This window comes from Pseudomonas sp. GW821-FHT03A09, from assembly GCF_059421065.1.
Window position 1 is genome coordinate 62,118 of record NZ_JBWKUX010000017.1, and the last position, 23,380, is coordinate 85,497.

The window sequence follows — 23,380 nt, forward strand, 5'->3', positions numbered from 1 at the left end:
ACTACAATTTTTCCTGCCTGTGCTGAACTCGCAGGAAGGCTTGTTTCTTGAGTCGCCTAAACGCTCTTGGCTTATAGCGTTGTCTTCAGTTGATATCAGCCAAATACATTATTGGAGTACAGATTTTGTCCAGACTCGCCGAATTTCGCGCAGCAGAAAAAGCCCTTCAAGAGCAGCTTGCCCAGCTGGAATCCCTGAAGAATGATGCTGGCCTGAAGAAAGAAATCGAATTCGAAGAAAAGCTTCAAGGACTGATGAAGACTTACGGTAAAGGCCTGCGCGATATCATCGCCATCCTTGATCCGAATTTTGGCAAAGGCGGCGCAACCGCTGCCGCAGCACCTAAACAGCGCCGCGCACGTGTGGTGAAGGTCTACCACAACCCGCACACCGGCGAACTGATCGAGACCAAAGGCGGCAACCACCGCGGCCTTAAAGCCTGGAAAGAACAGTACGGCGCGGCCACTGTCGACTCCTGGCTTCGCGGCTGATCAAAATGCTCTAACAAAAAGCCCCGCTTATTGCGGGGCTTTTTTTGCTTAACGGTTCGAAAACGAACTTAACTAACAGTTCATTTTCTTCAAAATCGAGCGCGTGGAGCACTTAAAGTTTCAGGCTGTCGCGCACCGAATTGACTTCATCCTTGCTCGCGTCGTACACCTGGGCTTGACCAGCGAATGAAAAAACATACGCCTTATCGGTATCAACAGCACCGACTAAAGTTTGCGACAGTACGTGCCGCCCATTTTCGGTAATCACACAAGTAGTTTCAAGCGCGTCCAGACGACTCAGTGTTGTGGGGTGCATCTTGCTGCACACGCTTTGATAACCACCCCGAGCGAAATCCTTCTGGATCGATTTACGCATTTCCAACAGCACACCTTGAAGATTAACTTTATGGCCGGCCTCTATCGGCGTAGCGGTCAACTCCATCACCATCAAGGTCGAGCCATTTTCATCATTCTTGATCGCCCGTTGCCGCGTAACGGCCAAGGGGTTTGCGGGCACTTCGCCGTCAGGCATGACCTCCTCGACCTGCCAACCACTGGGCCAATGAATTTCCGGATCAGCTGCCAGCACCCATGAGCTGCCCAACAGAAAACACAAAGAGCCCAACAGCGGTTTACGAAATTCGATCATTGCAAGAAGCACCCAGGATTCAAGCGTTGAAGTTTGAGCCTGACCCTGGCAGGTCGCAAGGCCCGTGCGGGCTTTTTCATTTGGCGCAGCGTGCATGGCTTGCGTATCATGGCCCGGCTGCATGGACGCTTGCCGCAAGCCAAGGAACCGCCCGGCTCCTCTGACCTCATACGGAAGTCGAGTTTGCCCCATTTTTTTCTGGAGGGCCCATGAGCCTGCACGATCTGAATACTTTCCCAGGCGTCACCGCCCAGCCTGACACCGCCACTTCGAACTTCGTGTTCAACCACACGATGCTGCGGGTCAAAGACATCACCAAGTCGCTGGATTTCTATACCCGCGTGCTGGGCTTCTCCCTGGTTGAAAAACGCGACTTCCCGGAAGCCGAGTTCAGCCTGTATTTCCTGGCCCTGGTGGACAAGGCCCAGATCCCGGCCGATGCCGCTGCGCGTACTCAGTGGATGAAGTCGATTCCCGGCATTCTGGAACTGACCCACAACCACGGCACCGAAAACGACGCTGATTTCGCTTACCACAACGGCAACACCGACCCGCGCGGCTTTGGTCATATCTGCATTTCGGTGCCGGATATCGTCGCTGCCTGCAAGCGTTTTGAAGCCTTGGGTTGTGATTTCCAGAAGCGCCTGAGCGACGGCCGCATGAAGAGCCTGGCCTTCATCAAAGACCCGGACGCGTACTGGGTTGAGATCATCCAGCCAGCGCCGCTGTAAACAAAAACCCCATGATCGCTCATGGGGTTTTTCATTTCCGGGCTCGGTATTACGCCGGAGCGGAAGTACGGATCAGATGATCGAAAGCGCTCAGCGAAGCCTTGGCCCCCTCGCCTACCGCAATCACGATCTGCTTGTACGGCACAGTGGTCACGTCGCCGGCGGCGAATACGCCTGGCAGTGAAGTCTCGCCACGCGCATCGACAATGATCTCGCCACGAGGTGTCAGTTCGACAGTGCCTTTGAGCCAATCGGTGTTGGGCAACAAACCGATCTGCACAAAGATGCCTTCCAAGTCGATGGTCTTGAACTCACCGCTGTCGCGATCCTTGTACGCCAGACCGGTGACTTTCTGGCCATCACCTTTGACTTCGCTGGTCAGCGCACTGGTGATCACATCAACATTCGGCAGGCTGTAAAGCTTGCGTTGCAATACGGCGTCGGCGCGCAGCTTGCTGTCGAACTCCAGCAGGGTGACATGGCTGACGATACCGGCCAGGTCGATAGCGGCTTCAACACCGGAGTTACCGCCGCCGATGACTGCCACACGCTTGCCTTTGAACAATGGACCATCGCAATGTGGGCAGAAGCACACGCCTTTGGCCTTGTATTCCTGCTCGCCAGGCACACCCATTTCGCGCCAGCGGGCACCGGTGGCCAGGATCACGGTTTTGGACTTGAGGGTCGCACCGCTTTCAAAGTGAACCTCGTGCAACTCACCGGCATTTTTCGCTGGGATCAAGCGGCTGGCACGCTGCAGGTTCATGATGTCTACGTCGTATTGACGCACGTGGGCTTCCAATGCGCTGGCCAGTTTCGGGCCTTCGGTTTCCTGCACCGAGATAAAGTTCTCGATGGACATAGTGTCCAACACTTGCCCGCCGAAACGCTCAGCCGCCACACCGGTGCGGATACCTTTACGTGCAGCGTAAATGGCTGCCGAAGAACCGGCTGGGCCACCGCCGACCACGAGTACATCAAACGCGTCTTTGGCGCTGATTTTCTCGGCTGCTTTTTCGATGCCGCTGGTATCGAGTTTGGCGAGAATTTCTTCCAGGCCCATGCGGCCCTGACCGAAGTTCACACCGTTGAGGTAGACACTTGGCACCGCCATGATCTGGCGCTCATCGACTTCGGCCTGGAACAGCGCGCCGTCGATGGCGACGTGGCGGATGTTCGGGTTGAGCACGGCCATCAGGTTCAGCGCCTGGACCACGTCTGGGCAGTTCTGGCACGACAGCGAGAAGTACGTCTCGAAGCTGAACTCACCTTTCAACGCACGGATCTGTTCAATCACTTCGACACTGGCCTTCGACGGGTGGCCACCGACTTGCAGCAAGGCCAGCACCAACGAAGTGAATTCATGGCCCATGGGGATGCCGGCAAAACGCAGGCTGATATCGGCACCCGGGCGATTGATGGAGAACGATGGCTTGCGCGCATCATTGCCATCGGTTTTCAGGGTAATCAGCGTGGTGAGGCTGGTTACATCCTGCAGAAGAGCAAGCATTTCCTGGGATTTCGCGCCGTCGTCGAGGGAGGCGACGATCTCGATCGGCTGGGTGACCCGTTCCAGGTATGACTTCAACTGAGCTTTAAGATTGGCGTCCAACATACGGGCGATTTCCTTTAATTCTGGGTATAAAAAAACGCCCGAGCGAATCTCGCCCGGGCGTTTTTGAGGGCGGTGCAGCTTACTGAGTAGGTGCGGTAATCCGCCCTTGATGCTTCACAGACTTAGATCTTGCCGACCAGGTCCAGGGACGGAGCCAGAGTGGCCTCGCCTTCTTTCCACTTGGCTGGGCACACTTCGCCCGGGTGGGCAGCTACGTACTGAGCGGCTTTGATTTTGCGCAGCAGCTCGGAAGCGTCACGGCCAACACCACCGTCGTTCAGTTCAACGATCTTGATCTGACCTTCTGGGTTGATCACGAAGGTACCGCGGTCCGCCAGGCCAGCTTCTTCGATCAGTACGTCGAAGTTGCGGGAGATGGTCAGGGTTGGGTCGCCGATCATGGTGTACTGGATTTTGCCAATGGCTGGCGAAGTGTTGTGCCAGGCAGCGTGGGCAAAGTGGGTGTCGGTGGACACGCTGTAGATCTCGACGCCCAGTTTCTGGAACTCGGCGTAGTTGTCAGCCAGGTCTTCCAGCTCGGTTGGGCAAACGAAGGTGAAGTCGGCTGGGTAGAAGAACACAACGGACCACTTGCCTTTCAGGTCGGCATCGGACACATCTACGAAGTTGCCGTTTTTGTATGCGGTAGCTTTGAACGGTTTTACTTGGCTGTTGATGATAGGCATCGTTGACTCTCCGTCAGGGTTTGTAGAAGGGCTTAAGAAGTTGATGAAGTGAATCCTACCCACTCTCTCGGCTGATGGCTCATTGGCAAACCTGATGCTGACGATTGGCTTTCTCTATCAGGTGACTGTATTAATAGAAGAAATCTCAAAGCAGCGGCGACGTCGCCAAGGTCATGCCGAGAAAGGGCGCCGACTCAACATAGCGCATGGCAGATTTCATGTCGCTCCAGCCGACGTAACTCATCAATGACTTCAAATCCCAGCCGCTGCGATGAGCCCAGGTGGCAAAGCCCCGACGCAACGAGTGGCTGGTGTAGGCGTCAGCCGCAATACCCGCACGCTCCAGGGCCTGGCGCAGCAACGGGATCACACTGTTAGGGTGCAACCCCTCCTCCCCCAGGTTGCCCCAGCGATCAATGCCACGAAACACCGGGCCACGCACCAAGGCTGATGCGCTGAGCCATTCGTTGTATGCCTGTACCGGACACAAGCGCAGCAGCGCCGGTGTCTGGTAGGTCTTGCCAAGGTTATCCCGGTCGCTCTTGCTGCGCGGCAAATACAGGGTGATGCCAGCCCCTGGCACTGCTCGCACGTGCTGGATTTCCAGGCGGCACAATTCATCACTGCGAAAACCCCGCCAGAACCCCAGCAGGATCAGGGCCGTGTCGCGTTTGGCGCGCAGCAAGCGGGGTATGTCCTGGGTATTGCTGGCGTCCTTCGCTTCGGCGTCGAGGGAAGCAATCACCTGCTCGAGGTGTATGAGTTGCAGCGGCTCAGCCTGCTTTTCCTGTGCGGGATGCACGGCGCGAATACCTTTGAGCACCTTGCGCACCACCGGCGCTTTCGTTGGGTCCGCAAACCCCTGGCTGGTGTGCCACTGCGCCAACGCCGAGAGGCGCAGTTTCAAGGTGTTGACCGCCAGCACGCCGGCATAGGCCACCAGGTAGCGGGCCACGCTATCGCTGGTGGCTGGCAGGAATCCACCCCAAGTGACTTCGAAGTGCTCGATGGCGGCGCGATAACTGCGTCGCGTGTTATCGCGAGTAGCGGCGCTGAGATAACGGTCCAGATCGCTCATGAGGGCCCTATTCGTACTGCTGTGGTGCGTTCCAGGGATCAAAACGGCTTTGACACGGGATAATACGCCAATATCCCATTTGTTAACTAATGAATTTCAAAGGATTTTTATTCATGTTATAGTATGTATATACATACCATGTACCACATTATTAAATCGATGGAGACCCCATGGCTCGTGGCGGCATCAACAAAGCGGTAGTTCAAACGGCACGCCTGGCCATCCTGGCCCGCGGCGAAAACCCGAGCATTGACGCAGTGCGTATCGAGATGGGTAACACCGGCTCGAAAACCACGATTCATCGATATCTGAAAGAACTGGATGAGAGCGAGAACCGCCTGACGATTACCGAGGCGCCCCTGGATGACGAGCTTGGCGAACTGGTCGCACGCCTGGCCCAGCGCCTTAAAGAGAAGGCCCAGGAGCCTATCGACCTGGCCCTGGCGCAATTCGAGCAACAGAAAGCCGCCCTGCTCGCCCAGGTACAAACGCTTGAAGAAGCGCACAGTCAACTCAAGCAACAATTCGATATCCAGGGCGCTGCCCTGGCCGAAGAAAGTGCCGACCTGCAAACCGCCAACACCAGCCTGCAGACCGAGCAAACTCGCAATGCGGGGCTCAGCCAGGCGTGCAGTGACTACGAATTGAGGATCAACGACAAGGACGAGCAGATCCGCTCACTGGAGGACAAGCACCTGCACGCCCGCGATGCGCTTGAGCACTACCGCAACGCGGTCAAGGAGCAGCGAGAGCAGGAGCAACGACGCCACGAAGGCCAACTGCAACAGCTCCAGGCGGAACTGCGTCAAACCCAGCAAAGCGCCCTGGTGCGACAGGATGAAATCACCCAACTGCATCGCGACAATGAGCGACTGCTGATCGAGCATCGCGTCACGTCGAAGGAATTGGCCGCCCAGCACGAGCAAAACCGTAAGGAACAGGCCCAACTGCTCAAACTGAGCGAACAGGTCAACCTGATTGAGAGCGAGCGCACCCTGCTCCAGGAGCGTTTGCGGGTTGCGCTGCTTGAGAGTCAGTCACGCCAACAAGCACTCGGCGAATCCCAACAGGCTAACAAAACCTTGGAGCTGGACCTGATCAAGGCCCAGGCCAGCATCGAGGCATTGCACCTGGCAGCCGTCGCTGCAACGGAGCCAGAGGCAACGCCCGACGCCTGATCACTCAGCCACAGGCGTGCGCATGGTGACGAACTCTTCCGCCGCCGTAGGGTGCACGCCGATGGTCTCGTCGAAATGCCGCTTGGTCGCGCCCGCCTTGAGCGCGATCGCCAGGCCCTGGACGATCTCGCCAGCGTCCGGGCCGACCATGTGGCAACCCAGGACTTTGTCGGTGTCGGCATCGACTACCAGCTTCATCAGGGTTTTCTCCTGGCAATCGGTCAGCGTCAACTTCATCGGGCGGAAGCGGCTTTCGAAAATCTGCACCTTGTGGCCGTTCTTCTTCGCCTCTTCTTCGGTCAGGCCGACGGTGCCGATGTTCGGCAGGCTGAACACCGCCGTCGGGATCATCGCGTAATCCACCGGGCGGTACTGCTCCGGTTTGAACAGGCGGCGCGCTACGGCCATGCCTTCGGCCAAGGCAACCGGCGTCAATTGCACGCGACCAATCACATCGCCGATCGCCAAGATTGAGGGTTCGCTGGTTTGGTACAGGTCATCCACCTCAACGAAGCCGCGCTTGTCCAACGTGACGCCAGTATTTTCCAGGCCCAGGTTGTCCAGCATCGGACGGCGACCCGTGGCGTAGAACACACAATCGGCCTCCAATACACGACCATCTTTCAGAGTGGCCTTGAGGCTTCCATCGGCTTGCTTCTCGATACGCTCGATATCGGCGTTGAATTGCAGGTCCAGGCCGCGTTTCGTCAACTCCTCCTGCAAATGCTTGCGCACCGCGCCGTCAAAACCGCGCAGGAATAGATCACCGCGATACAACAGCGAGGTTTGCGCGCCCAAGCCATGGAAAATGCCCGCGAACTCGACGGCGATATAACCACCGCCGACCACCAGCACACGCTTGGGCAGCTCTTTCAGGAAAAATGCTTCGTTGGAACCGATAGCGTGCTCACGCCCAGGAATCTCCGGAATCTGCGGCCAGCCGCCCGTGGCAATCAGGATGTGTTTGGCGGTGAAGCGTTCGCCATTGATCTCCACCTGATGCGGATCAACCAGGCGCGCATGCCCTTCATGCAGGGTCACGCCACTGTTGACCAGCAGGTTGCGGTAAATGCCATTGAGGCGATTGATCTCGCGATCCTTATTGGCGATCAAGGTCGCCCAGTCAAAGTTCGCCTCACCCAACGACCAACCGAAACCGCTGGCTTGCTCAAAGTCTTCGGCGAAATGCGCGCCATATACCAGCAGCTTCTTCGGCACACAGCCGACGTTCACACACGTGCCGCCCAGGTAGCGGCTTTCGGCTACTGCCACTTTGGCGCCAAAGCCCGCTGCAAAGCGTGCTGCGCGAACGCCACCTGAACCGGCGCCAATTACATACAGGTCAAAATCGTAGGCCATTTCACTCTCCTCGGCAGGACATCAGCATACCGACTTACATGGGGCGGAAAAACGAAAAAGCCACCCGAAGGTGGCTTTTTACAGAGCAGGGCTACTGAAATCAGTAGGCCTTGCCAGTCTTGTAGAAATGCTCGAAGCAGAAGTTGGTCGCCTCGATGTAGCCTTCAGCGCCACCGCAGTCGAAACGCTTGCCTTTGAATTTGTAGGCAATCACACAACCGTCTTTGGCTTGCTTCAACAGCGCGTCGGTAATCTGGATTTCACCCCCCTTGCCTGGTTCGGTTTCTTCGATCAGCTTGAAGATGTCCGGGGTCAGGATGTAACGACCGATAATTGCCAGGTTCGACGGCGCGTCTTCCGGTGCCGGCTTCTCCACCATGTCACGCACGCGGATCAGGCCATCACCGATTTCGTCACCCGCGATCACGCCGTACTTGTTGGTTTCCGATGGGTCCACTTCCTGGACCGCCACGATGGTGCAACGGTACTTTTTGTACAGGTCGACCATTTGCTCCAGCACGCCTTTACCTTCCAGGTTGACGCACAGGTCATCCGCCAGGACCACGGCGAACGGCTCATCACCGATCAGCGGGCGACCGGTCAGGATCGCATGGCCCAGACCTTTCATCTGAGTCTGACGGGTGTAGGAGAACGAGCACTCGTCCAGCAGGCGGCGGATACCCACCAGGTATTTTTCCTTGTCGGTGCCCTTGATCTGGTTTTCCAGCTCATAGCTGATGTCGAAGTGGTCTTCCAGCGCGCGCTTACCACGGCCGGTCACGATGGAGATTTCATTCAGGCCAGCATCCAGTGCCTCTTCGACGCCGTACTGAATCAGTGGCTTGTTCACCACCGGCAGCATCTCTTTGGGCATGGCTTTGGTCGCTGGCAAGAAGCGAGTGCCGTAACCGGCTGCTGGGAACAAGCATTTCTTGATCATATGAGTCCTTACAAAGGGCTGTGCGTACGGAATTCGGCGCAGTCTAATCAGGCCGCAGCCACCTTACAATGGGTCCTGCTGGCGTTGCGATGTCATCTAAGAGAAAAAATGTCGACGTAAGTTCCGCGGATCCCGCACACGGTGTTCCCTGCGGCACGACAATCCTCACCTTGAACCTCATGTTTAACAGGCCTTCCATGGTTTTAGCACGGTTTTTCATGCAGGGCACGGGCCTGCAACAACTTGCACGCCTCCAGCGCATTTGGCGCTATCATGACCTGCTTGAACCACACCACGAGATTGATAGATGTCAGAACCCAAAGGCGTAAACGGCTACCTGATCACGCAGCGAGCGGACGGCTGGCACTTGATCAACTTCCACGGCGATAGCGTTGCCGGGGCATTCGCAACTGAACGTGAAGCGATTGCAGTCGCTGAAGTATTTGTGGATGAAGCCGGCCACGCATCGAGCAAGCGACCAAAGGGCAAGTAAGCTCCAAGGCGTTGTGCAAAAAGCCCCGTTGATCGGGGCTTTTTTGTGGGTTCGTTTTTTCGAACCCAGGTCTTTTAGCAAAAAAGATCACGCATTAATTGAGCGAAAGCATATTAGCCACCATTGCTTTTCTAAAATCCGTAATCTTATTCTTACAGTTATCACCTGAGCCAAACACCCCCAACAAGCAATACGTAGTTAATTTCCTACAGTCAAATTTAAAGTTTTGGCAAATTGCCATAACCCTTTTACACATTCCGACATATTCAAACTACGCAATTAAGCGAATCTGGCGACTTACTTTCTCAAGCCAAAACCGAACAATTACCTGGCTTCGAAAGAGCCCCGCAATAGCAATGCAAATAGTTGGAAAAATCCAACCACTCAAGCTGGAATCGAGCGATTGCAGGGCACACATGAGCTTCGCATTAAACAATGCAATGTGTGATCGCTGTTCTAGAGCGGGACAGATCGAAGCAGTAACAACAGGCTCTGAATGGCGCGAACCATTGCTGTATGCCTGGTAAGTCCCTCTCGCAACCGAGACGGGATTTCTTAATGACTTTTACTAATAAATGGGTCTTTGCAAATGAAAACTGAAATGAAAACTGCGCTGTTGGCTATCAGTCTGCTCGTGGGGTCGATGTCCACTGCTCAAGCGGCAGATGGAACGGTTACGTTTTTGGGGTCTGTTCACTCGGGAGCCTGCTCTATCAAGCCCGAATCCGTGGATCAGTCAGTTCACTTGGGGGCGATTGCAAAGCATCAGTTGCAAAATGGTGGGAAATCCAATGCCCGGCCTGTATCGATCGAACTTGAAGGCTGTGATTTGACAGGCCTTACTGACAACACCGTGACCACTACCTTCACCGCTGCGCCATCAACTGCAGTTCCTGGTGCAATCGGTGTCGTGGGTGGCGCGGGCAACATCGGCGTCATGGTGACGCATGGCGGTACTCCAATTGAAATCGGTGTGCCGACAAAGCCACAAGCCATTGTTGCCGGTGATAACACACTGCAGTTCGGTGCCTACGTTCAAGGTGCTGCCACAGGCGCCATCGTGCCTGGTGATTTCACAGCGGTCACCAACTTCACCCTGGCTTATCAGTAAGTATTTCCCCCGCCATTCAACATGGCGGGGGAATCTGGTGGGAGATAACGGTGAATACATCCATAAACCTCGCTATTACCACTTCACTGATGATGTTCATCAGTACTTATGTGATTGCGCAGGGGCAAGGCGATGGTGTCGTCACGCTGGGCGGAGAGATCGTTGATTCCGCCTGCGGCCTGGAACTGTCCAGTGTCGATCAAACGATCGAGATGCCTCCAGAACCCATCGGCCGGCTTTTACGAAATGCGTTGGGCGCGCCACACCCTTTCCAACTGCGCCTGGTCAACTGCTCGTTGAGCCGTCCCGACCCGAACCGCCCAGGTGCAAGTCTGCCTGACTGGGAACATCTGCGAGTCACGTTTGACGGCCCTCGTGACAGGGATGGCCGCTCGTTTGCTGCCTCAGGTCTTTCACAGGGGGTTGCCTTTCATATTTGGGATGCCGCGGGTCAGGAGAGTGTCCCGGGTGAGCAAATGGCTCCACATCCGTTGAATGAAGGTGACATGACACTGAACTACACGCTCCGCCTGGTCGGCAATGGGCTGCAACTTTTACCCGGTGCTCACAACGCGGCAGTGAAGTTTACGTTGGAATATTTTTGAACATTGATGGGTTGCTGTCATGCCGAATGCGTCGAAGATCAACAAAACGCTCCGCCCGAGCCTGCTATTTGGCGGGTTGATATCCCTGGCAGGAACGGCTTTGGGGGCTGGGGATATAGAATTCAATACCGACGTTCTTGATCTCAGTGATCGTTCTAATATTGACTTGTCCCAGTTTGCGCGCAGCGGATTTATTCTGCCGGGCACTTACTCAATGGCTGTACAGATAAATAATCAGCCTGTTTCCGAGCAATCAGTGGCGTTTTACCCACCTGATGATGATCCCAAAGGAAGTGAGGCCTGCTTATCACGCAGCCTAGTAGATCAGTTGGGGCTAAAGGTGTCTGAGACCGCCAGAATTACTTGGTGGAAAACCGGGGAGTGCCTGGATGTTCAGGGCCTGCCAGGCATGGAAGTCAGTGGCGACTTGGCCACCTCCACACTGAACATCAATATCCCCCAGGCCTACCTGGAATACAGCGCCATCAATTGGGACCCGCCCTCCCGTTGGGATGAAGGCGTGCCAGGGCTGCTGGTTGACTACAACATGACTGCGCAAAGCAGTTACCAAAAGAACGACGGGACCAGTAACAACATCAGCGGTAACGGAACAATCGGTGCCAATGCTGGGGCTTGGCGCTTGAGGGCAGATTGGCAGGGTCGAGTCGACCAGGACCGCGAGGAGTCGTCCAGGCGTCAGCGATTGGAATGGAGTCGGTACTACGCGTACCGCGCAATCCCTGAGTTGAAGGCACGGTTGGTGGTGGGAGAGAACTACCTGTACTCAGATCTGTTTGACAGCTTCCGCTTTACCGGTGCCTCACTCAACTCGGATGAAAGCCAATTGCCGCCCAACTTGCGTGGTTACGCGCCGGAAGTGGTCGGGGTGGCTAAAACCAATGCGAGGGTCATCATCAGCCAACAAGGACGCGTGCTCTATGAAACGCTGGTCGCTGCAGGGCCTTTTCGTATTCAAGACCTGAATGACGCGGTGACGGGCCGGTTGGATGTAAGGGTCGAAGAGCAAGATGGCTCGGTACACACCTTCCAGTTCGACACCGCAGGCGTGCCCTACCTGACTCGTCCCGGCCACGTTCGCTACAAAGTGGCGATGGGACGACCGTCCAACCTGCATTACGGCGCCGATGATGATTTTTTCGGTACGGGGGAGTTTTCGTGGGGCGTCAGTAATGGCTGGTCGCTGTATGGCGGCGGCATGACGGATAACAACTACCGTGCACTGTCTGTCGGGGCAGGCCGTGATCTGTTGGCATTCGGCGCCCTCTCGCTGGACGTCACTCACGCTCGCGCAAATGTTTGGTATGAGACGTTCTCGGGCAAATCATACCGTCTTCAATACTCCAAGAATTTTGAAGAGTACGACAGCCAAATAACGTTCGCCGGTTATCGATTTTCCGAAAAGAACTATTTGAGCATGAGTGAATACCTGGATGCCCGTCATTACGGAATGAATGGTGAACTTGCCGGACGCGATCCATTCGGAGAGCTGCCCAAGGAGTGGAGACCGATCGGCGATAGCAAGGCACTGTATACCGCGACGATCAATAAACAGTTTCGTGATCTGGGCGCCACCGTATACGCCAGCTACAACAAACAAACTTATTGGGGGCGACCGGCCACACAGCGTTGGAACTTAGCAATGTCACGCTACTTCAATGTCGGGACCGTCAAAAACATGAACTTATCCCTGAATATGCATCGCACTCAGGAATACAACTATAAGGATAACGGTGTCTCGCTGACGGTCAGCCTGCCGTTTGGCCGCACCGGCACACTGTCGATGGACGCCAACAGAGCCAAGGGCAATAACGGCCTGACAACACGCTACAGCGACCGCCTTGATGAGCGTAATAGCTACCAGCTCAGTGCCAGCAACAAGGCAGCCAGCGGATACTTGAGTCATATCGGCGATCAGGCTGACATCGACTTGGCCGCCAGCAAGCAAGAAGGCGGTTATTCCAGCCTCAGTGTGTCCGCGCGCGGCGGTGCCACGCTCACGCCCTATGGCGCGGCACTGCATCGTACCAACAGTACTGGTGGTACCCGCCTGATGGTCGATACCGGCGGTGTACCCGATGTGCCGATACGCGGTTACGGCGCAACGACCCGCAGCAATGCCTTTGGTAAAGCGGTGATTTCTGATGTCGGTAGCTACCTGCGCACTGCGGCCAGTGTCGATCTGGAGAGTTTGCCGAGCAATGTCGAGGCCACTCAATCCGTCACACAACTGACGCTCACCGAAGGCGCGATTGGATATCGATCCCTCCCTGTGATTGCCGGTGAAAAAGCAATGGCTGTTTTGCGTCTGCCAGACGGCGGTTCACCGCCCTTCGGTGCAACGGTGAAAAACGCCAAGCAGCAGGACACCGGCATCGTGAATGACGGCGGCAGTGTCTACCTGAGCGGTATCCAGGCCGGCGAACAAATGATCGTCAGTTGGGGTGGCACCGAGCGCTGCACCCTCACTCTGCCGGTCGCATTACCCGCTGACGGCCTGACTGATGCCCTGCAACTGGGCTGCCGGATGGTAGCCATTGATCAATCCTCGCCTGAGCCAGCGTCATTGACTGGCAAGCGTACCGATACGGAGAAAACATCCTCATGACACTGAACACACGCTTCACCCTATCGGCCTGCACGCTGCTGGTCCTGGGCTTGAGCCAGAATATCAATGCCGCTGTTGGCCTGGACCGTACCCGAGTGATTTTCGATGGTGGCAAAGAGGCTACCAGCGTGAACATCACCAACAACAACACTCAGTTACCGTATTTGGCCCAAGGCTGGATTGAGGATGAAGATGGCCAGAAAATCACTTCACCCTTGATCGTACTGCCACCGGTCCAACGCCTGGAACCTGGCAAACAGAGCCAGTTGAAAGTGCAAGCATTACCGGCGGCCAAGTCGTTGCCGCAAGATCGAGAGACGGTCTATTACTTCAACCTGAGGGAGATTCCACCACGCAGCGATAAGCCCAACACCCTGCAAATTGCGCTTCAGACCCGGATCAAATTGTTCTATCGGCCGCAAGCCATCACCCCTAGCCAGCAAGACCTGTCCAACCCATGGCAGGAAAAGCTGACGCTTACACGCGAAGGCGAACGTTATCAGGTGAACAACCCGACGCCCTACTACGTGACACTGGTGGATGCGCGCAACGCCAAGGACGGTAAAACCGTACCGGGTTTCGAGCCTTTGATGATACCGCCCAAAGGGGCGTTGACCTTGGGGCCAACCGCTAAAGAACTCGGCACAACCCCGTACCTGGCCTACGTGAACGATTACGGCGGACGCCCACTGATGCCCTTCAGTTGCAGCGGCAACATCTGCAAGGTGAACCCGCAAGCATCGACGCCTAATCAGTAGCACCGGCCGGAGAATGTCATGAAGTCGCACAACATGAAGCTCTTGGGCGGACTGCTGCTGGCCTCTATGGGAAGCGCGCAAGCCAAGGATGTCGAGGGCATGAACGGGATGTTGAATATTAGTGGGGCTATGCACGAAACCCCGTGCAGCCTGGAAATGACCTCACTGCATCAAACGATTGATCTGGGTGTCGTCTCCACCAACCAATTGCAACGTCCTGGCGATCAGGCCAGCCCGGTAGCCTTTCAACTGCGCTTTTCCGATTGCCAACGCAAAGCCGGCGGCATTCGCAGTGAGCGTACGGGAAACCTGGTGTGGAGTGCCTTTCAACCCGTGGTGTCGGTGGCGTTTTACGCGCCCGCCGACGCCGATGATCCAAGGTTGGTCAAGGTACAAGGCATCACAGGAATGGGGCTGCGCCTGACTGATGCCTTGGGCCGCGATGTACAGCTGGGCTCCAGGGGCGAACCTTTGTTTTTGCCACTGGGCAGCAACACCCAAACCTGGAATGTTCAACCCACCCGCACCTCAGCGTCCTTGACCAGCGGGGCATTCAGGGCCGTGGTGGATTTCAGGCTCAATTATGAGTAAGGGCAGAACGATGGCGAAATCAACCGGCCCTCGGGCCGCTCTTATAGGGGGCAGCCTGTTGTGGGCCGCCAGCCAGGGTGCGCAGGCCGATACCAGCCTGACCATCCGCGCGGTGATCATCGCGCCTCCACCGTGTGTCATCAACAGCGGCACCACGCTCAATGTGCCTTTTGGCAACGATCTACTGACGTCGCGGGTTGACGGGGTCAATTATCGGCGAGACGTGCCCTATACCGTCACGTGCAACTCACCCTTCAGCAATGCACTGACCCTGGAACTCAAGGGTACAGGCGCTTCGTTTGACAGTGGCGTGCTCATGACTCGCAAGGCTGACCTTGGCGTAAAGCTGTTTGTGAATGGCGTCGCCTGGCCTTTGAACCGGACCGTGAATTTCACCTACCCAAACTTTCCGGTCGTGCAGGCAGTGCCCGTCAAACGGGCAGGCAGCACACTGACGGGAGGGGCATTTGATGCGGACCGCCACACTGGTGGTCGATTATCAATGAAGAGGAATGATCAATGAGATGCTGGCAGCAGCGAGCATTGCTCGCCGTGTGTTCCATCGGCCTTAGCAGCGGCGTATCGGCCAACCTGACCTTCAGCGGGACGCTAAACGAGCCTCCTCCTTGCACGATCAATGCGGGCAATACGATTGAAGTCGACTTTGGCGATGTGGGCGTAAAGCGAGTCGACGGAGTGAAGTACCGCAGAGGGCTCGGCTACACCATCAATTGCGGCCCCGCCACCCTCCCCTGGGCGCTGAAGTTGAGTGTCAACGGCACAGCGACGGCGTTTGATGGCGCAGCGGTACAGACCAGTGTGCCTGCATTAGGCATTCGCCTTTTTCAGAACAGCGTGCCGTTTCCACTCAATACGCCGTTGGACATCACCCTGTCGTCGCCGCCGGTATTGGAAGTCGTACCCGTCAAACAGCCCGGTGCAACCCTTCCCCCCGCAAGGTTTACAGCGGTAGCCACGCTACTGGCTGAATACGAGTAGGAGCAGCGTCTATGCGACATGAAATGGATTATAAAAGGTGGTCATGTGCCTGGCTCGCATTACTGCTGACCATCGGCGTGATGCCAAAAGGGAGCGCGGCGGACAACCTGAGTTTCAAGGGCAATCTGGTTGAAGAGGCGTGCACCATCCGACCCGGTGACGAGGCCATCACCCTTGAACTCTGGGACGTTACCAGCAAGCACCTTTACATCAACACACGCACACAGGGTAAGGGGTTCAAGGTGCATCTGGATAACTGCGACACCACGATCGGTAACACCGTCACCATCCAGTTCGGCGGTACGGAAAACATAAAGCTGCCGGGTTTGTTCGCGCTGGATGGTGGCAGTGGCGCCTCGGGGATTGCGGTCGGACTGGAAACGCCGAGCAACAAGCCATTGCCTGTGAATATAGTCAGCGATGAGCAGGTATTGAGCAATGGCAGCAATGTCATTGATCTCAAGGCGTATGTGCGGGGCGAGCCGGATGCCATCAGGGATCAGACCATTGGACATGGTGCGTACACGGTGACCTCTACTTTCACGCTGGACTATCCCTGACCGGCTCAGACAAACCTCGAATCTGTTCTGGTAACGCTAAAGCACGTTCCACACGTTTGCTGGAGCGACGCCCGGATAAATGAGCAACGAGATATAAAAATGAAACGACTCTATGGAGCCACAGTGCTTCTCGTATTGATGGGTTTGGCGACGACCGCGAACGCAACGGATTGCCGGGTGAATGGCGGAGGGTGGATCGTGGTCGGTGATGGCGGCACGATAAACCTGCAAGTTCCTGTCACTGTTCAACTGGGTGCGGACAGAACCCGTATCATGCTCGAAGGGGTGAGGCTTGAGTGCCGCTTTTCCTACTTTCCGGCCAGCCAACCTTGGTATACGGACTATTGGAACACGTCGGCAAGAGTCGGCCCGGCTTGGGTGCCCGGCCCGAAATTCAGCGGCCAGGGTACTGGCCTGCGAATCAATGGGTCCTACCATAACACCCCCGTCCCGAATGACATCCGTATCAATAGCATGCCGAACAATCGCCTCGGCGTTCCGGTCGATGTAACGCCCTATATTCTGGTACGCAACAATCCGACGAACCCTATCGATATTCGAATCGGGGATGTCCTCGGAAGGTTAAATCTCCTCCAGACCAACAACTACAGTGGCGGAAGTTCAACGCTCGCGCTGACATACACGGCCGCCAACAACTTCTCCATCTCCCCCTCAACCTGCACGATCAACAACAACAATCCGATCGAGGTAAACTTCGGCACTGTTGCCCAGAGAGCCATAGGCACCGATCCGCTGACAACACCTATTACCCAAAACCGTCGACTCACTTATTCGTGCCCGGACGGCGGGATTACCTCGCCAATCACCATTACCTATAAAGGCACCCCCTCGTCGTTCAATACACGCCTTCTGAGGATGACCAATCCGGACGTCGGCACGGCCATGGTGCGCGGGGGGAATGCGGTTCAAGTCAACGGTTCATTCCTGACCCAGATAACCAACAGCGTGGGAGGAGACGATGTGACGTTCTCTCTCGTTCGACGAGCGAGCTCCCTACCTGCCGCAGGGTCGATAACCGGGAGCGGTGTACTCGTGATGGGGGTGCCATAACATACGCCAAAGGCTACTCACGTCATAGGCAGTGCAGTCTCAACGCTTATTTGTGAGACTGCACAGGTGGCCGTTAGCTATAATTGCGCGCAACCGCCCCACACCCGTGTCAGCGCCCTCCCACACCTCGATGACCTCACTATGAACAAGACTCTGGCACTGACTGCAGCACTGGCACTGATGACCGGCTGCACCACCACCTCCGACACCTACCTGAAAAACGGTGAGCAGGGGCTGACCATCGACTGCTCGGGTGAGGCCAATTCGTGGGCCAGTTGCTACGAAAAAGCCGACGCATCCTGTGCAGGCACCGGTTACCGCATCGTCGGCACCGAAGGTACGCCGTCACTGAAAGAGGCCGATAAGACCCTGGGCAAAGACGTCGGCAACTTCAAAAGCCGTAGCGTCGTCGTGGTGTGTAAATAAGCGCTATGCCTAAAGGTGGACTTCGGCAAACTTGATGCCCAGACCACGCAGCGTTTCAATCAAGTCATCCAGTCGTGGGAATGACTCGACTTCATCCTGATCATCCACCAGAAAGTAACTGCGACCGCCGCTTTTTTTGAAAAATACAATCCACTCGCCCAGGTCGGCAGGGTTTTGAATGACATGGGTGGCCGAGATCTGGCCTTCGGCATGGCGGGTTTTGACGTGTTCACGCTTCATAACGGGCTTTCCAAAAAAGACAAATGCCGCGCAAACCCAAGGGGTTGAGCGGCATCTTTGCATTGAATACCCGCTAGTTTAACGGATGCCCTGCCCGATCAGCACGCCGTCTACTGTTTGCCCGTAAAGATTGACGCCATCATTGGCGTGAAACTTCAGCCGGGTCTTCTCTATCGAGCCCTCCACCAGCCGCGGATCTTGCGGACGCTCGTGACTGTTCACATACGCCGCTACATCCCAAGCCTGTTGGTCACTCAGGCTGCCCCCCTTGCCCAGCGGCATGTTGTGTTTGATGAAAGACGCTGCCGTGTTGATCCGATGCATTCCGGCACCCCAATTGTAGGAGTCTTTACCCCATAGCGGCGGCATGGCGAAGCTGTCAGCGACCTTCTGCCCCTGCCCTTCGGCACCGTGGCATACCGCGCACTGCCCTTTGTAAACCTCCGCGCCCTGGGCCAGGTTGTAACCTTTGGCCGGTTGTGCCACATCCGGATAGCCGCGCCCTGGCAGCTCGACTCCCAGAGGGGCTTTGCTGGCCAACCAATAGGCATACACAGAGAGTGCCGTAATCTCGGGACTGTCCGCTGCCGGCGGAGTGCCGCCGTTCATGCTGAACTGAAAACAGCCTTGCAGGCGCTCCGCGAAGGTATTGACCTTGTCGTTCTTCTTTCGATAGGCCGGGTACATCGGGTAAGCCGCCCACAGCGGTGCCGAATTTGCGAGGCGTCCCTGATCCAAATGGCAATTGCTGCAGTTGAGTCCGTTACCGACAAACTGCGGTGCCAGGCGTTTGGTGTCGACAAATAGCGCGTATCCCTGCCTGACCAATTTGCCATAGGCATTGTCGGGCAGCTCACTCTCTTGAGGCGGTTGAAACTGAGCGACGGTCGTGTGCGCCGCAGATGGCTGTAATTGAGACTGGTCTTCCATGGCGATCGGTGCGGCGTGAACCGGCAGACCCATCAGCAGACCTGCAAACATATAAAGCTTCATGGCTTGGCCTCCGTGCTCAACGCCGCGAAATACTGGGCGACACCCTGCACTTCCTCGGGGGTAAGGGCCTTGGCGACATGCCCCATCAAATCATTGGGGTCATTACGACGGCTGCCGTTCTGCCATGCCATCAACTGTGCTGCGAGGTAGGCAGCCGGTTGTCCGGCCAAAGGAGGGAAAGCATCCCCCACACCGACACCCGCCGGGCCATGACAACTGACACAGGCCGGAATCTGCCGCTCCCAGGCACCTTGCAGGGCAAGTTTCTGTGCCGCATTGCTGGGCATTTCGCTGCGATGTACCGTCGCGGGTGCGGTGAAAGGCATTTCCGCGACGGCTTGGCTCACGGCTGCGATTTGCGCGTCATCCAGGGCTTTCGCCAGCGGTTGCATCACAGGATTACTGCGAGCGCCACTGCTGAAATCAGCCAACTGTTTACGCACATACTCTGCCGGCAAACCCGCCAATCGGGGGAAGCCTGCGGCGGCAAGACCCAGCCCGTCGGCACCATGGCAAGCCACACAGGGCATCGCACCTGGCTGTGAACCGCCCTCGTTGAAAATCTTCTTCCCATCCAGTGCATGGGCATTACCCAGCAGCAGTAACAGCGCACTGCCTATCAATACTCGTTCCAGAGACATCATCACGGCTCCATTTTTATAGTTATATGCTTAGTTCTTAAGTGCATAAACCTACAAATGGTAGGGTAATGATCCTATTGCTACAACACCCAAACGCTACGCAAAAAAAAGCCTGGCGTTGCACTCGCAACACCAGGCTTTTTTATCGGGTTCAAGCGTGTCGCAGGCCAAGCCTCAACCGGAAATGCAGTCCTCCCCGGCTTTCTTGATATCGCCCGGACGAATCGGCACATTGGACATGCTTTCATAGAGTTTGATACTGCTGCCGCTGGAACGCTCTTCAATCTCGAAGATCGCCGAAGGGTCAGCCGAGAATTTCTGCGGCACAATCACCTGCACACCATCCTTATGCGGTTCGATTTGTGGCGGCCGGCGAGTCGCAGCCAACTTGCGCACTACACAGGCTGCATATTCCGGTGGCTTTTTCCCTGAGATGACCACCAAGGTGGGCGGGGTCTGCTTGATATCTGCAACCGAAGCACACCCACCTAACGCCAAGGCCAGAACCAACACACTCCACTTCATACTTAAACCTCCGATAAAGACCCTACGACAGCGGAGATAGGAATTTTCTCCCGCCAATGTAGGATTTATCCCTGAAAACTCGGTAAATAACTGTTTTAAATTGTCGAAGTCGTCGACGACGGCCCGATAATAAACGCGCTGGGGCTGATAAACTCTATCTTAACCTACGTATCATTCTGATTTTTCAGAAAAAGCCCTTCTGGAGACACCCCATGAAATTCATTCACCAGCGCGAGCACCTCAACGAGGGAGACATTGTCGTCATCGAATGCTCGCAGACCTGCAACATCCGCCTCATGAGCGACGCCAATTTCCGCAGCTTCAAAAATGGCGGCCGCCACACCTACCATGGCGGCGCTTTCGATAAATTCCCGGCGAAAATCACCGCGCCCAGCACCGGTTTCTGGAACATTACCCTGGATGTCGTCACGCGTCGCGCCATCAGCGTTACCCGCAAACCTGCGCTGTCCCACAAGATTCGCATCGTTCGTCGCACCAGCTCCAAACTGAGCTGATCCGAGCACTCGACAGGAAAAGAACCGTGACCACCACGACCAAATACGTCATCAAGTACAAGCTCAACGGTGAACGCCGCTTCGAGTTCGCACAATTGCAAAGCAACAGCGTGGAAGAAGCCAAGCAAGCCTTGGCGAAAATCCATGATGCCAGCGACGAAATCACTGACATCAACGTGAGCAAGGCGCTGTAAGCCATGCCTGGCCCTACTGCCGATTTGTTCGCCGATGATGCCCTGCAACAACCTGAAGGGCGTGAACAGATTGGCGCAGAGGCTTATGTGCTCAGGGGTTATGCCCTACCTTGGATGGATCGCCTGCTACCTGAGTTGCGCCGGGTGCTGGCGCAATCACCGTTTCGAAAGATGGTAACGCCAGGCGGTTTTACCATGTCGGTGGCGCTGAGCAGTTGTGGCGAGCTGGGCTGGACCACCGACAGCGCCGGCTACCGCTACAGCCCGGTCGACCCGCGCAGCCAAGCCCCCTGGCCAGTGATGCCCGATACCTTGCGCCAGCTGGCCACCCTGGCAGCAACCGAGGCCGGCTTCCACGACTTCGCGCCGGATGCCTGCCTGATCAATCGCTATGTGCCAGGCGCCAAGATGTCCCTGCATCAGGACAAAAACGAACGCCACTATGTCGCCCCCGTGGTTTCGGTATCCCTTGGGCTGCCGGCCATTTTTTTATTCGGCGGCCATGAACGCAGCGACAAGACACAAAAAATCTCGCTCTTCCACGGCGACGTAGTGGTATGGGGTGGCGTCGATCGCTTGCGCTTTCATGGAGTGATGCCGATAAAGCAAGGTGTGCACCCCGTGATGGGCCCGCAGCGCATCAACCTGACCTTTCGCATCGCCGGCTAATTTGACCGCAAGCTTGCGAGTGCCGAGCGTGAACTGTGCCTCTAATCTGCCCGTGAACCGTCAAGAGTGCAGGCCATGAACAACGAACAAGACCCCCGCTGGGCCGCCATTGTTGCCCGCGATGCCAAGGCTGACACGCTGTTTGTGTATGGCGTAAAAACCACCGGCGTGTATTGCCGCCCCAGCAGTGCTTCGCGCTTGCCACGCCCGGAGAATATCGAGTTCTTCGACAGCCCCGCCCTCGCCGAAGCCGCCGGTTATCGCCCCAGTAAGCGCGCATCCGCTGACCAGACCCAAGTGGCGGCCCACCATGCACAACTGGTCTCCGCGGCCTGTCGGCAGATCGAACAGGCCGAAACGCCACCCAGCCTCGAAGCGCTCGCCAGTCAAGCCGGGTTGAGTTCATTTCATTTTCATCGCGTGTTCAAAGCCATCACCGGCCTGACGCCCAAGGGGTATGCCAGCGCGTTGCGCTCACATAAGGTCCGCAACGGCCTGAAAGGGCAGCACTCAGTGACCGATGCGTTGTACGACGCAGGCTTCAACTCCAACAGCCGATTCTATGAGTCAGCCGACCAGTTGCTAGGCATGAAGCCCAGCGATTTCAAAGCCGGCGGCACCAATAGCACCATTCGTTTTGCCGTGGGCCAGTGCTCGCTGGGCGCAATTCTTGTGGCACAGAGTCAGCGCGGTGTGTGCGCGATTTTGTTGGGAGACGACCCGGACAAGCTGGTGCGTGACCTACAAGACCAGTTCCCCAAAGCAGAACTGGTGGGCGCGGATCGGGAGTTCGAACAACTGATCGCCCACGTCGTGGGCTTCATCGAGGCACCTGCCCTGGGCTTGGACCTGCCTTTGGACTTGCGCGGCACGGCCTTCCAGGAACGAGTATGGCAAGCGCTGCGCGAAATTCCGGTGGGCACCACCGCCACTTATGCGCAAATTGCCCAGCGAATCGGCGCGCCCAAGTCCTTTCGTGCCGTGGCCCAGGCCTGTGGTGCCAACAGCCTCGCGGTGGCCATTCCTTGCCACCGCGTGGTGCGCAGTAACGGTGAGCTGTCAGGCTACCGCTGGGGCGTGGAGCGCAAGCGGCAGCTGTTGGAACGGGAAACCACCCCTTAACGGATGCCGATGTAAATCAGCGCCTGTTCGTCCGCCTGATAGACCTCGAAGTCAGTCACAAACGCGCGAGACTCGACGCCCGGCTGCTCGAAGTAGGTCCAGACTCGCTGCCAGGCCTGGATGATTGCATCCGGCATCGGCCCATGGGCCTCAAACACCAAGTAGCGCCCCGGCTCGATTACCAGGCTTTCGAAACCTTGGGCCGCTGCATGGGTCGCAACCCCTGCGGTGACATCGAACAGCCCCCTCGCATCGGACTCATAGCCGCTGTACACCCCGTACACGGGCGACTCTGGCTGCTTGCCCGGAATGGCCTGGTAAAGCCCCTCGCCAAAAAACCGTTGCCACATCGGCCCAATTTTCGCGCTGGAGGGCTGCATTTCATCGGCATTGCGTGTCCGCACGCTCAACCCGGACACCCTGATTGCCCCCACCCGTTGTTCCTTGATCGCTTGCACAGCCCTCTCCTTTTTAAGCTTCAGGTCCGCTCATAAAACCACAGGATGTAGGCCGG

At 56.5% G+C, this 23,380-nt stretch carries 28 protein-coding genes and 1 pseudogene; 18 read left to right on the plus strand and 11 right to left on the minus strand.

Annotated features, from left to right (window positions below):
* Positions 1-125: 125 nt before the first annotated feature.
* Positions 126-491 (plus strand): histone-like nucleoid-structuring protein, MvaT/MvaU family, encoded by a 366-nt coding sequence (locus AC07V4_RS24565; RefSeq protein WP_431752918.1) that lies wholly within the window; start codon positions 126-128, stop codon positions 489-491.
* Between the two features lie 112 nt (positions 492-603).
* Here AC07V4_RS24565 and AC07V4_RS24570 read toward each other — a convergent pair whose 3' ends face one another.
* Positions 604-1,140, minus strand: coding sequence for a DUF4946 domain-containing protein (locus AC07V4_RS24570; RefSeq protein WP_492638508.1), 537 nt, complete (start codon positions 1,138-1,140; stop codon positions 604-606).
* 209 nt (positions 1,141-1,349) lie between these two features.
* Between AC07V4_RS24570 and gloA the strand changes: the two genes are divergently transcribed.
* On the plus strand, positions 1,350-1,871 hold the full coding sequence (gloA, locus tag AC07V4_RS24575) for a lactoylglutathione lyase (protein WP_492638451.1): 522 nt from the start codon (positions 1,350-1,352) through the stop codon (positions 1,869-1,871).
* Between the two features lie 49 nt (positions 1,872-1,920).
* On the opposite strand, the gene ahpF is transcribed toward gloA, so the two are convergent.
* The 3 genes from ahpF to AC07V4_RS24590 form a co-directional block, all read right to left on the minus strand.
* Positions 1,921-3,486, minus strand: coding sequence for an alkyl hydroperoxide reductase subunit F (ahpF, locus tag AC07V4_RS24580; RefSeq protein ID WP_492638450.1), 1,566 nt, complete (start codon positions 3,484-3,486; stop codon positions 1,921-1,923).
* 122 nt (positions 3,487-3,608) lie between these two features.
* Positions 3,609-4,172, minus strand: a complete 564-nt coding sequence (gene ahpC, locus AC07V4_RS24585) for an alkyl hydroperoxide reductase subunit C (protein WP_010210361.1) — start codon at positions 4,170-4,172, stop codon at positions 3,609-3,611.
* A 145-nt stretch (positions 4,173-4,317) separates the two neighbouring features.
* Complete coding sequence (locus AC07V4_RS24590) at positions 4,318-5,250, minus strand: site-specific integrase (RefSeq protein WP_492638449.1); 933 nt, start codon at positions 5,248-5,250, stop codon at positions 4,318-4,320.
* 170 nt (positions 5,251-5,420) lie between these two features.
* On the opposite strand from AC07V4_RS24590, the gene AC07V4_RS24595 reads away from it, so the two are divergent.
* On the plus strand, positions 5,421-6,428 hold the full coding sequence (locus AC07V4_RS24595; protein ID WP_492638448.1) for a DNA-binding protein: 1,008 nt from the start codon (positions 5,421-5,423) through the stop codon (positions 6,426-6,428).
* Here the strand turns inward: AC07V4_RS24595 and gorA are convergent, their stop codons facing one another.
* The gene (gene gorA / locus AC07V4_RS24600) at positions 6,429-7,787 is read right to left on the minus strand and encodes a glutathione-disulfide reductase (RefSeq protein ID WP_492638447.1); all 1,359 of its coding nucleotides are present in this window, start codon (positions 7,785-7,787) and stop codon (positions 6,429-6,431) included.
* Between the two features lie 100 nt (positions 7,788-7,887).
* On the minus strand, positions 7,888-8,727 hold the full coding sequence (gene galU / locus AC07V4_RS24605; protein ID WP_431749060.1) for a UTP--glucose-1-phosphate uridylyltransferase GalU: 840 nt from the start codon (positions 8,725-8,727) through the stop codon (positions 7,888-7,890).
* A 307-nt stretch (positions 8,728-9,034) separates the two neighbouring features.
* On the opposite strand from galU, the gene AC07V4_RS24610 reads away from it, so the two are divergent.
* The 11 genes and pseudogenes from AC07V4_RS24610 (at position 9,035) to AC07V4_RS24660 (ending at position 17,967) form a co-directional block, all read left to right on the plus strand.
* On the plus strand, positions 9,035-9,220 hold the full coding sequence (locus tag AC07V4_RS24610) for a hypothetical protein (protein WP_071484118.1): 186 nt from the start codon (positions 9,035-9,037) through the stop codon (positions 9,218-9,220).
* Positions 9,221-9,821: 601 nt separating this feature from the next.
* The gene (locus tag AC07V4_RS24615) at positions 9,822-10,331 is read left to right on the plus strand and encodes a fimbrial protein (RefSeq protein ID WP_492638507.1); all 510 of its coding nucleotides are present in this window, start codon (positions 9,822-9,824) and stop codon (positions 10,329-10,331) included.
* Between the two features lie 50 nt (positions 10,332-10,381).
* Positions 10,382-10,936 carry a fimbrial protein gene (locus AC07V4_RS24620; protein ID WP_492638446.1) on the plus strand — a complete coding sequence of 185 codons (555 nt, stop codon included), beginning with the start codon at positions 10,382-10,384 and terminating at the stop codon, positions 10,934-10,936.
* A gap of 19 nt (positions 10,937-10,955) precedes the next feature.
* Positions 10,956-13,562 (plus strand): outer membrane usher protein, encoded by a 2,607-nt coding sequence (locus tag AC07V4_RS24625; protein WP_492638445.1) that lies wholly within the window; start codon positions 10,956-10,958, stop codon positions 13,560-13,562.
* Positions 13,559-14,320, plus strand: a complete 762-nt coding sequence (locus AC07V4_RS24630; RefSeq protein ID WP_492638444.1) for a fimbria/pilus periplasmic chaperone — start codon at positions 13,559-13,561, stop codon at positions 14,318-14,320. The genes AC07V4_RS24625 and AC07V4_RS24630 overlap by 4 nt, the downstream gene beginning before the upstream one ends.
* A gap of 18 nt (positions 14,321-14,338) precedes the next feature.
* Positions 14,339-14,911 carry a fimbrial protein gene (locus AC07V4_RS24635; protein WP_492638443.1) on the plus strand — a complete coding sequence of 191 codons (573 nt, stop codon included), beginning with the start codon at positions 14,339-14,341 and terminating at the stop codon, positions 14,909-14,911.
* 10 nt (positions 14,912-14,921) lie between these two features.
* Positions 14,922-15,417: pseudogene (locus AC07V4_RS24640) on the plus strand (fimbrial protein).
* Between the two features lie 13 nt (positions 15,418-15,430).
* Positions 15,431-15,910 (plus strand): fimbrial protein, encoded by a 480-nt coding sequence (locus AC07V4_RS24645; RefSeq protein WP_492638442.1) that lies wholly within the window; start codon positions 15,431-15,433, stop codon positions 15,908-15,910.
* A gap of 11 nt (positions 15,911-15,921) precedes the next feature.
* A complete protein-coding gene (locus tag AC07V4_RS24650) occupies positions 15,922-16,470 on the plus strand; it encodes a fimbrial protein (protein WP_492638441.1) in 549 nt (182 codons plus the stop codon).
* Between the two features lie 99 nt (positions 16,471-16,569).
* The gene (locus tag AC07V4_RS24655; RefSeq protein ID WP_492638440.1) at positions 16,570-17,541 is read left to right on the plus strand and encodes a fimbrial protein; all 972 of its coding nucleotides are present in this window, start codon (positions 16,570-16,572) and stop codon (positions 17,539-17,541) included.
* A gap of 141 nt (positions 17,542-17,682) precedes the next feature.
* Complete coding sequence (locus AC07V4_RS24660) at positions 17,683-17,967, plus strand: hypothetical protein (RefSeq protein WP_492638439.1); 285 nt, start codon at positions 17,683-17,685, stop codon at positions 17,965-17,967.
* A 9-nt stretch (positions 17,968-17,976) separates the two neighbouring features.
* Here AC07V4_RS24660 and AC07V4_RS24665 read toward each other — a convergent pair whose 3' ends face one another.
* The 4 genes from AC07V4_RS24665 to AC07V4_RS24680 all read right to left on the minus strand — a co-directional run bounded on the left by AC07V4_RS24665 (position 17,977) and on the right by AC07V4_RS24680 (position 20,366).
* Positions 17,977-18,207, minus strand: coding sequence for a hypothetical protein (locus AC07V4_RS24665; protein WP_492638438.1), 231 nt, complete (start codon positions 18,205-18,207; stop codon positions 17,977-17,979).
* Between the two features lie 78 nt (positions 18,208-18,285).
* Complete coding sequence (locus AC07V4_RS24670) at positions 18,286-19,200, minus strand: c-type cytochrome (RefSeq protein WP_492638437.1); 915 nt, start codon at positions 19,198-19,200, stop codon at positions 18,286-18,288.
* Entirely contained in the window at positions 19,197-19,844 is a 648-nt protein-coding gene (locus tag AC07V4_RS24675; protein ID WP_492638436.1) for a c-type cytochrome, read from the minus strand. Before AC07V4_RS24675 ends, AC07V4_RS24670 begins: the two co-directional genes overlap by 4 nt.
* Before the next feature lie 171 nt (positions 19,845-20,015).
* Positions 20,016-20,366: a hypothetical protein gene (locus AC07V4_RS24680; RefSeq protein ID WP_431752681.1), complete on the minus strand. Its 351-nt coding sequence runs from the start codon at positions 20,364-20,366 to the stop codon at positions 20,016-20,018.
* A gap of 212 nt (positions 20,367-20,578) precedes the next feature.
* On the opposite strand from AC07V4_RS24680, the gene AC07V4_RS24685 reads away from it, so the two are divergent.
* From AC07V4_RS24685 to ada, 4 genes are all read left to right on the plus strand, one after another.
* Positions 20,579-20,881 carry a DUF1883 domain-containing protein gene (locus AC07V4_RS24685; protein WP_003191319.1) on the plus strand — a complete coding sequence of 101 codons (303 nt, stop codon included), beginning with the start codon at positions 20,579-20,581 and terminating at the stop codon, positions 20,879-20,881.
* A gap of 26 nt (positions 20,882-20,907) precedes the next feature.
* Positions 20,908-21,075 carry a hypothetical protein gene (locus AC07V4_RS24690; RefSeq protein WP_167496692.1) on the plus strand — a complete coding sequence of 56 codons (168 nt, stop codon included), beginning with the start codon at positions 20,908-20,910 and terminating at the stop codon, positions 21,073-21,075.
* Between the two features lie 3 nt (positions 21,076-21,078).
* Positions 21,079-21,744, plus strand: a complete 666-nt coding sequence (alkB, locus tag AC07V4_RS24695; RefSeq protein ID WP_492638435.1) for a DNA oxidative demethylase AlkB — start codon at positions 21,079-21,081, stop codon at positions 21,742-21,744.
* Between the two features lie 75 nt (positions 21,745-21,819).
* Positions 21,820-22,866 (plus strand): bifunctional DNA-binding transcriptional regulator/O6-methylguanine-DNA methyltransferase Ada, encoded by a 1,047-nt coding sequence (ada, locus tag AC07V4_RS24700; RefSeq protein ID WP_492638434.1) that lies wholly within the window; start codon positions 21,820-21,822, stop codon positions 22,864-22,866.
* Here ada and AC07V4_RS24705 read toward each other — a convergent pair.
* On the minus strand, positions 22,863-23,324 hold the full coding sequence (locus AC07V4_RS24705; RefSeq protein WP_492638433.1) for a GyrI-like domain-containing protein: 462 nt from the start codon (positions 23,322-23,324) through the stop codon (positions 22,863-22,865). The two genes, ada and AC07V4_RS24705, sit on opposite strands and share 4 nt — an antisense overlap.
* Positions 23,325-23,380: the final 56 nt, after the last annotated feature.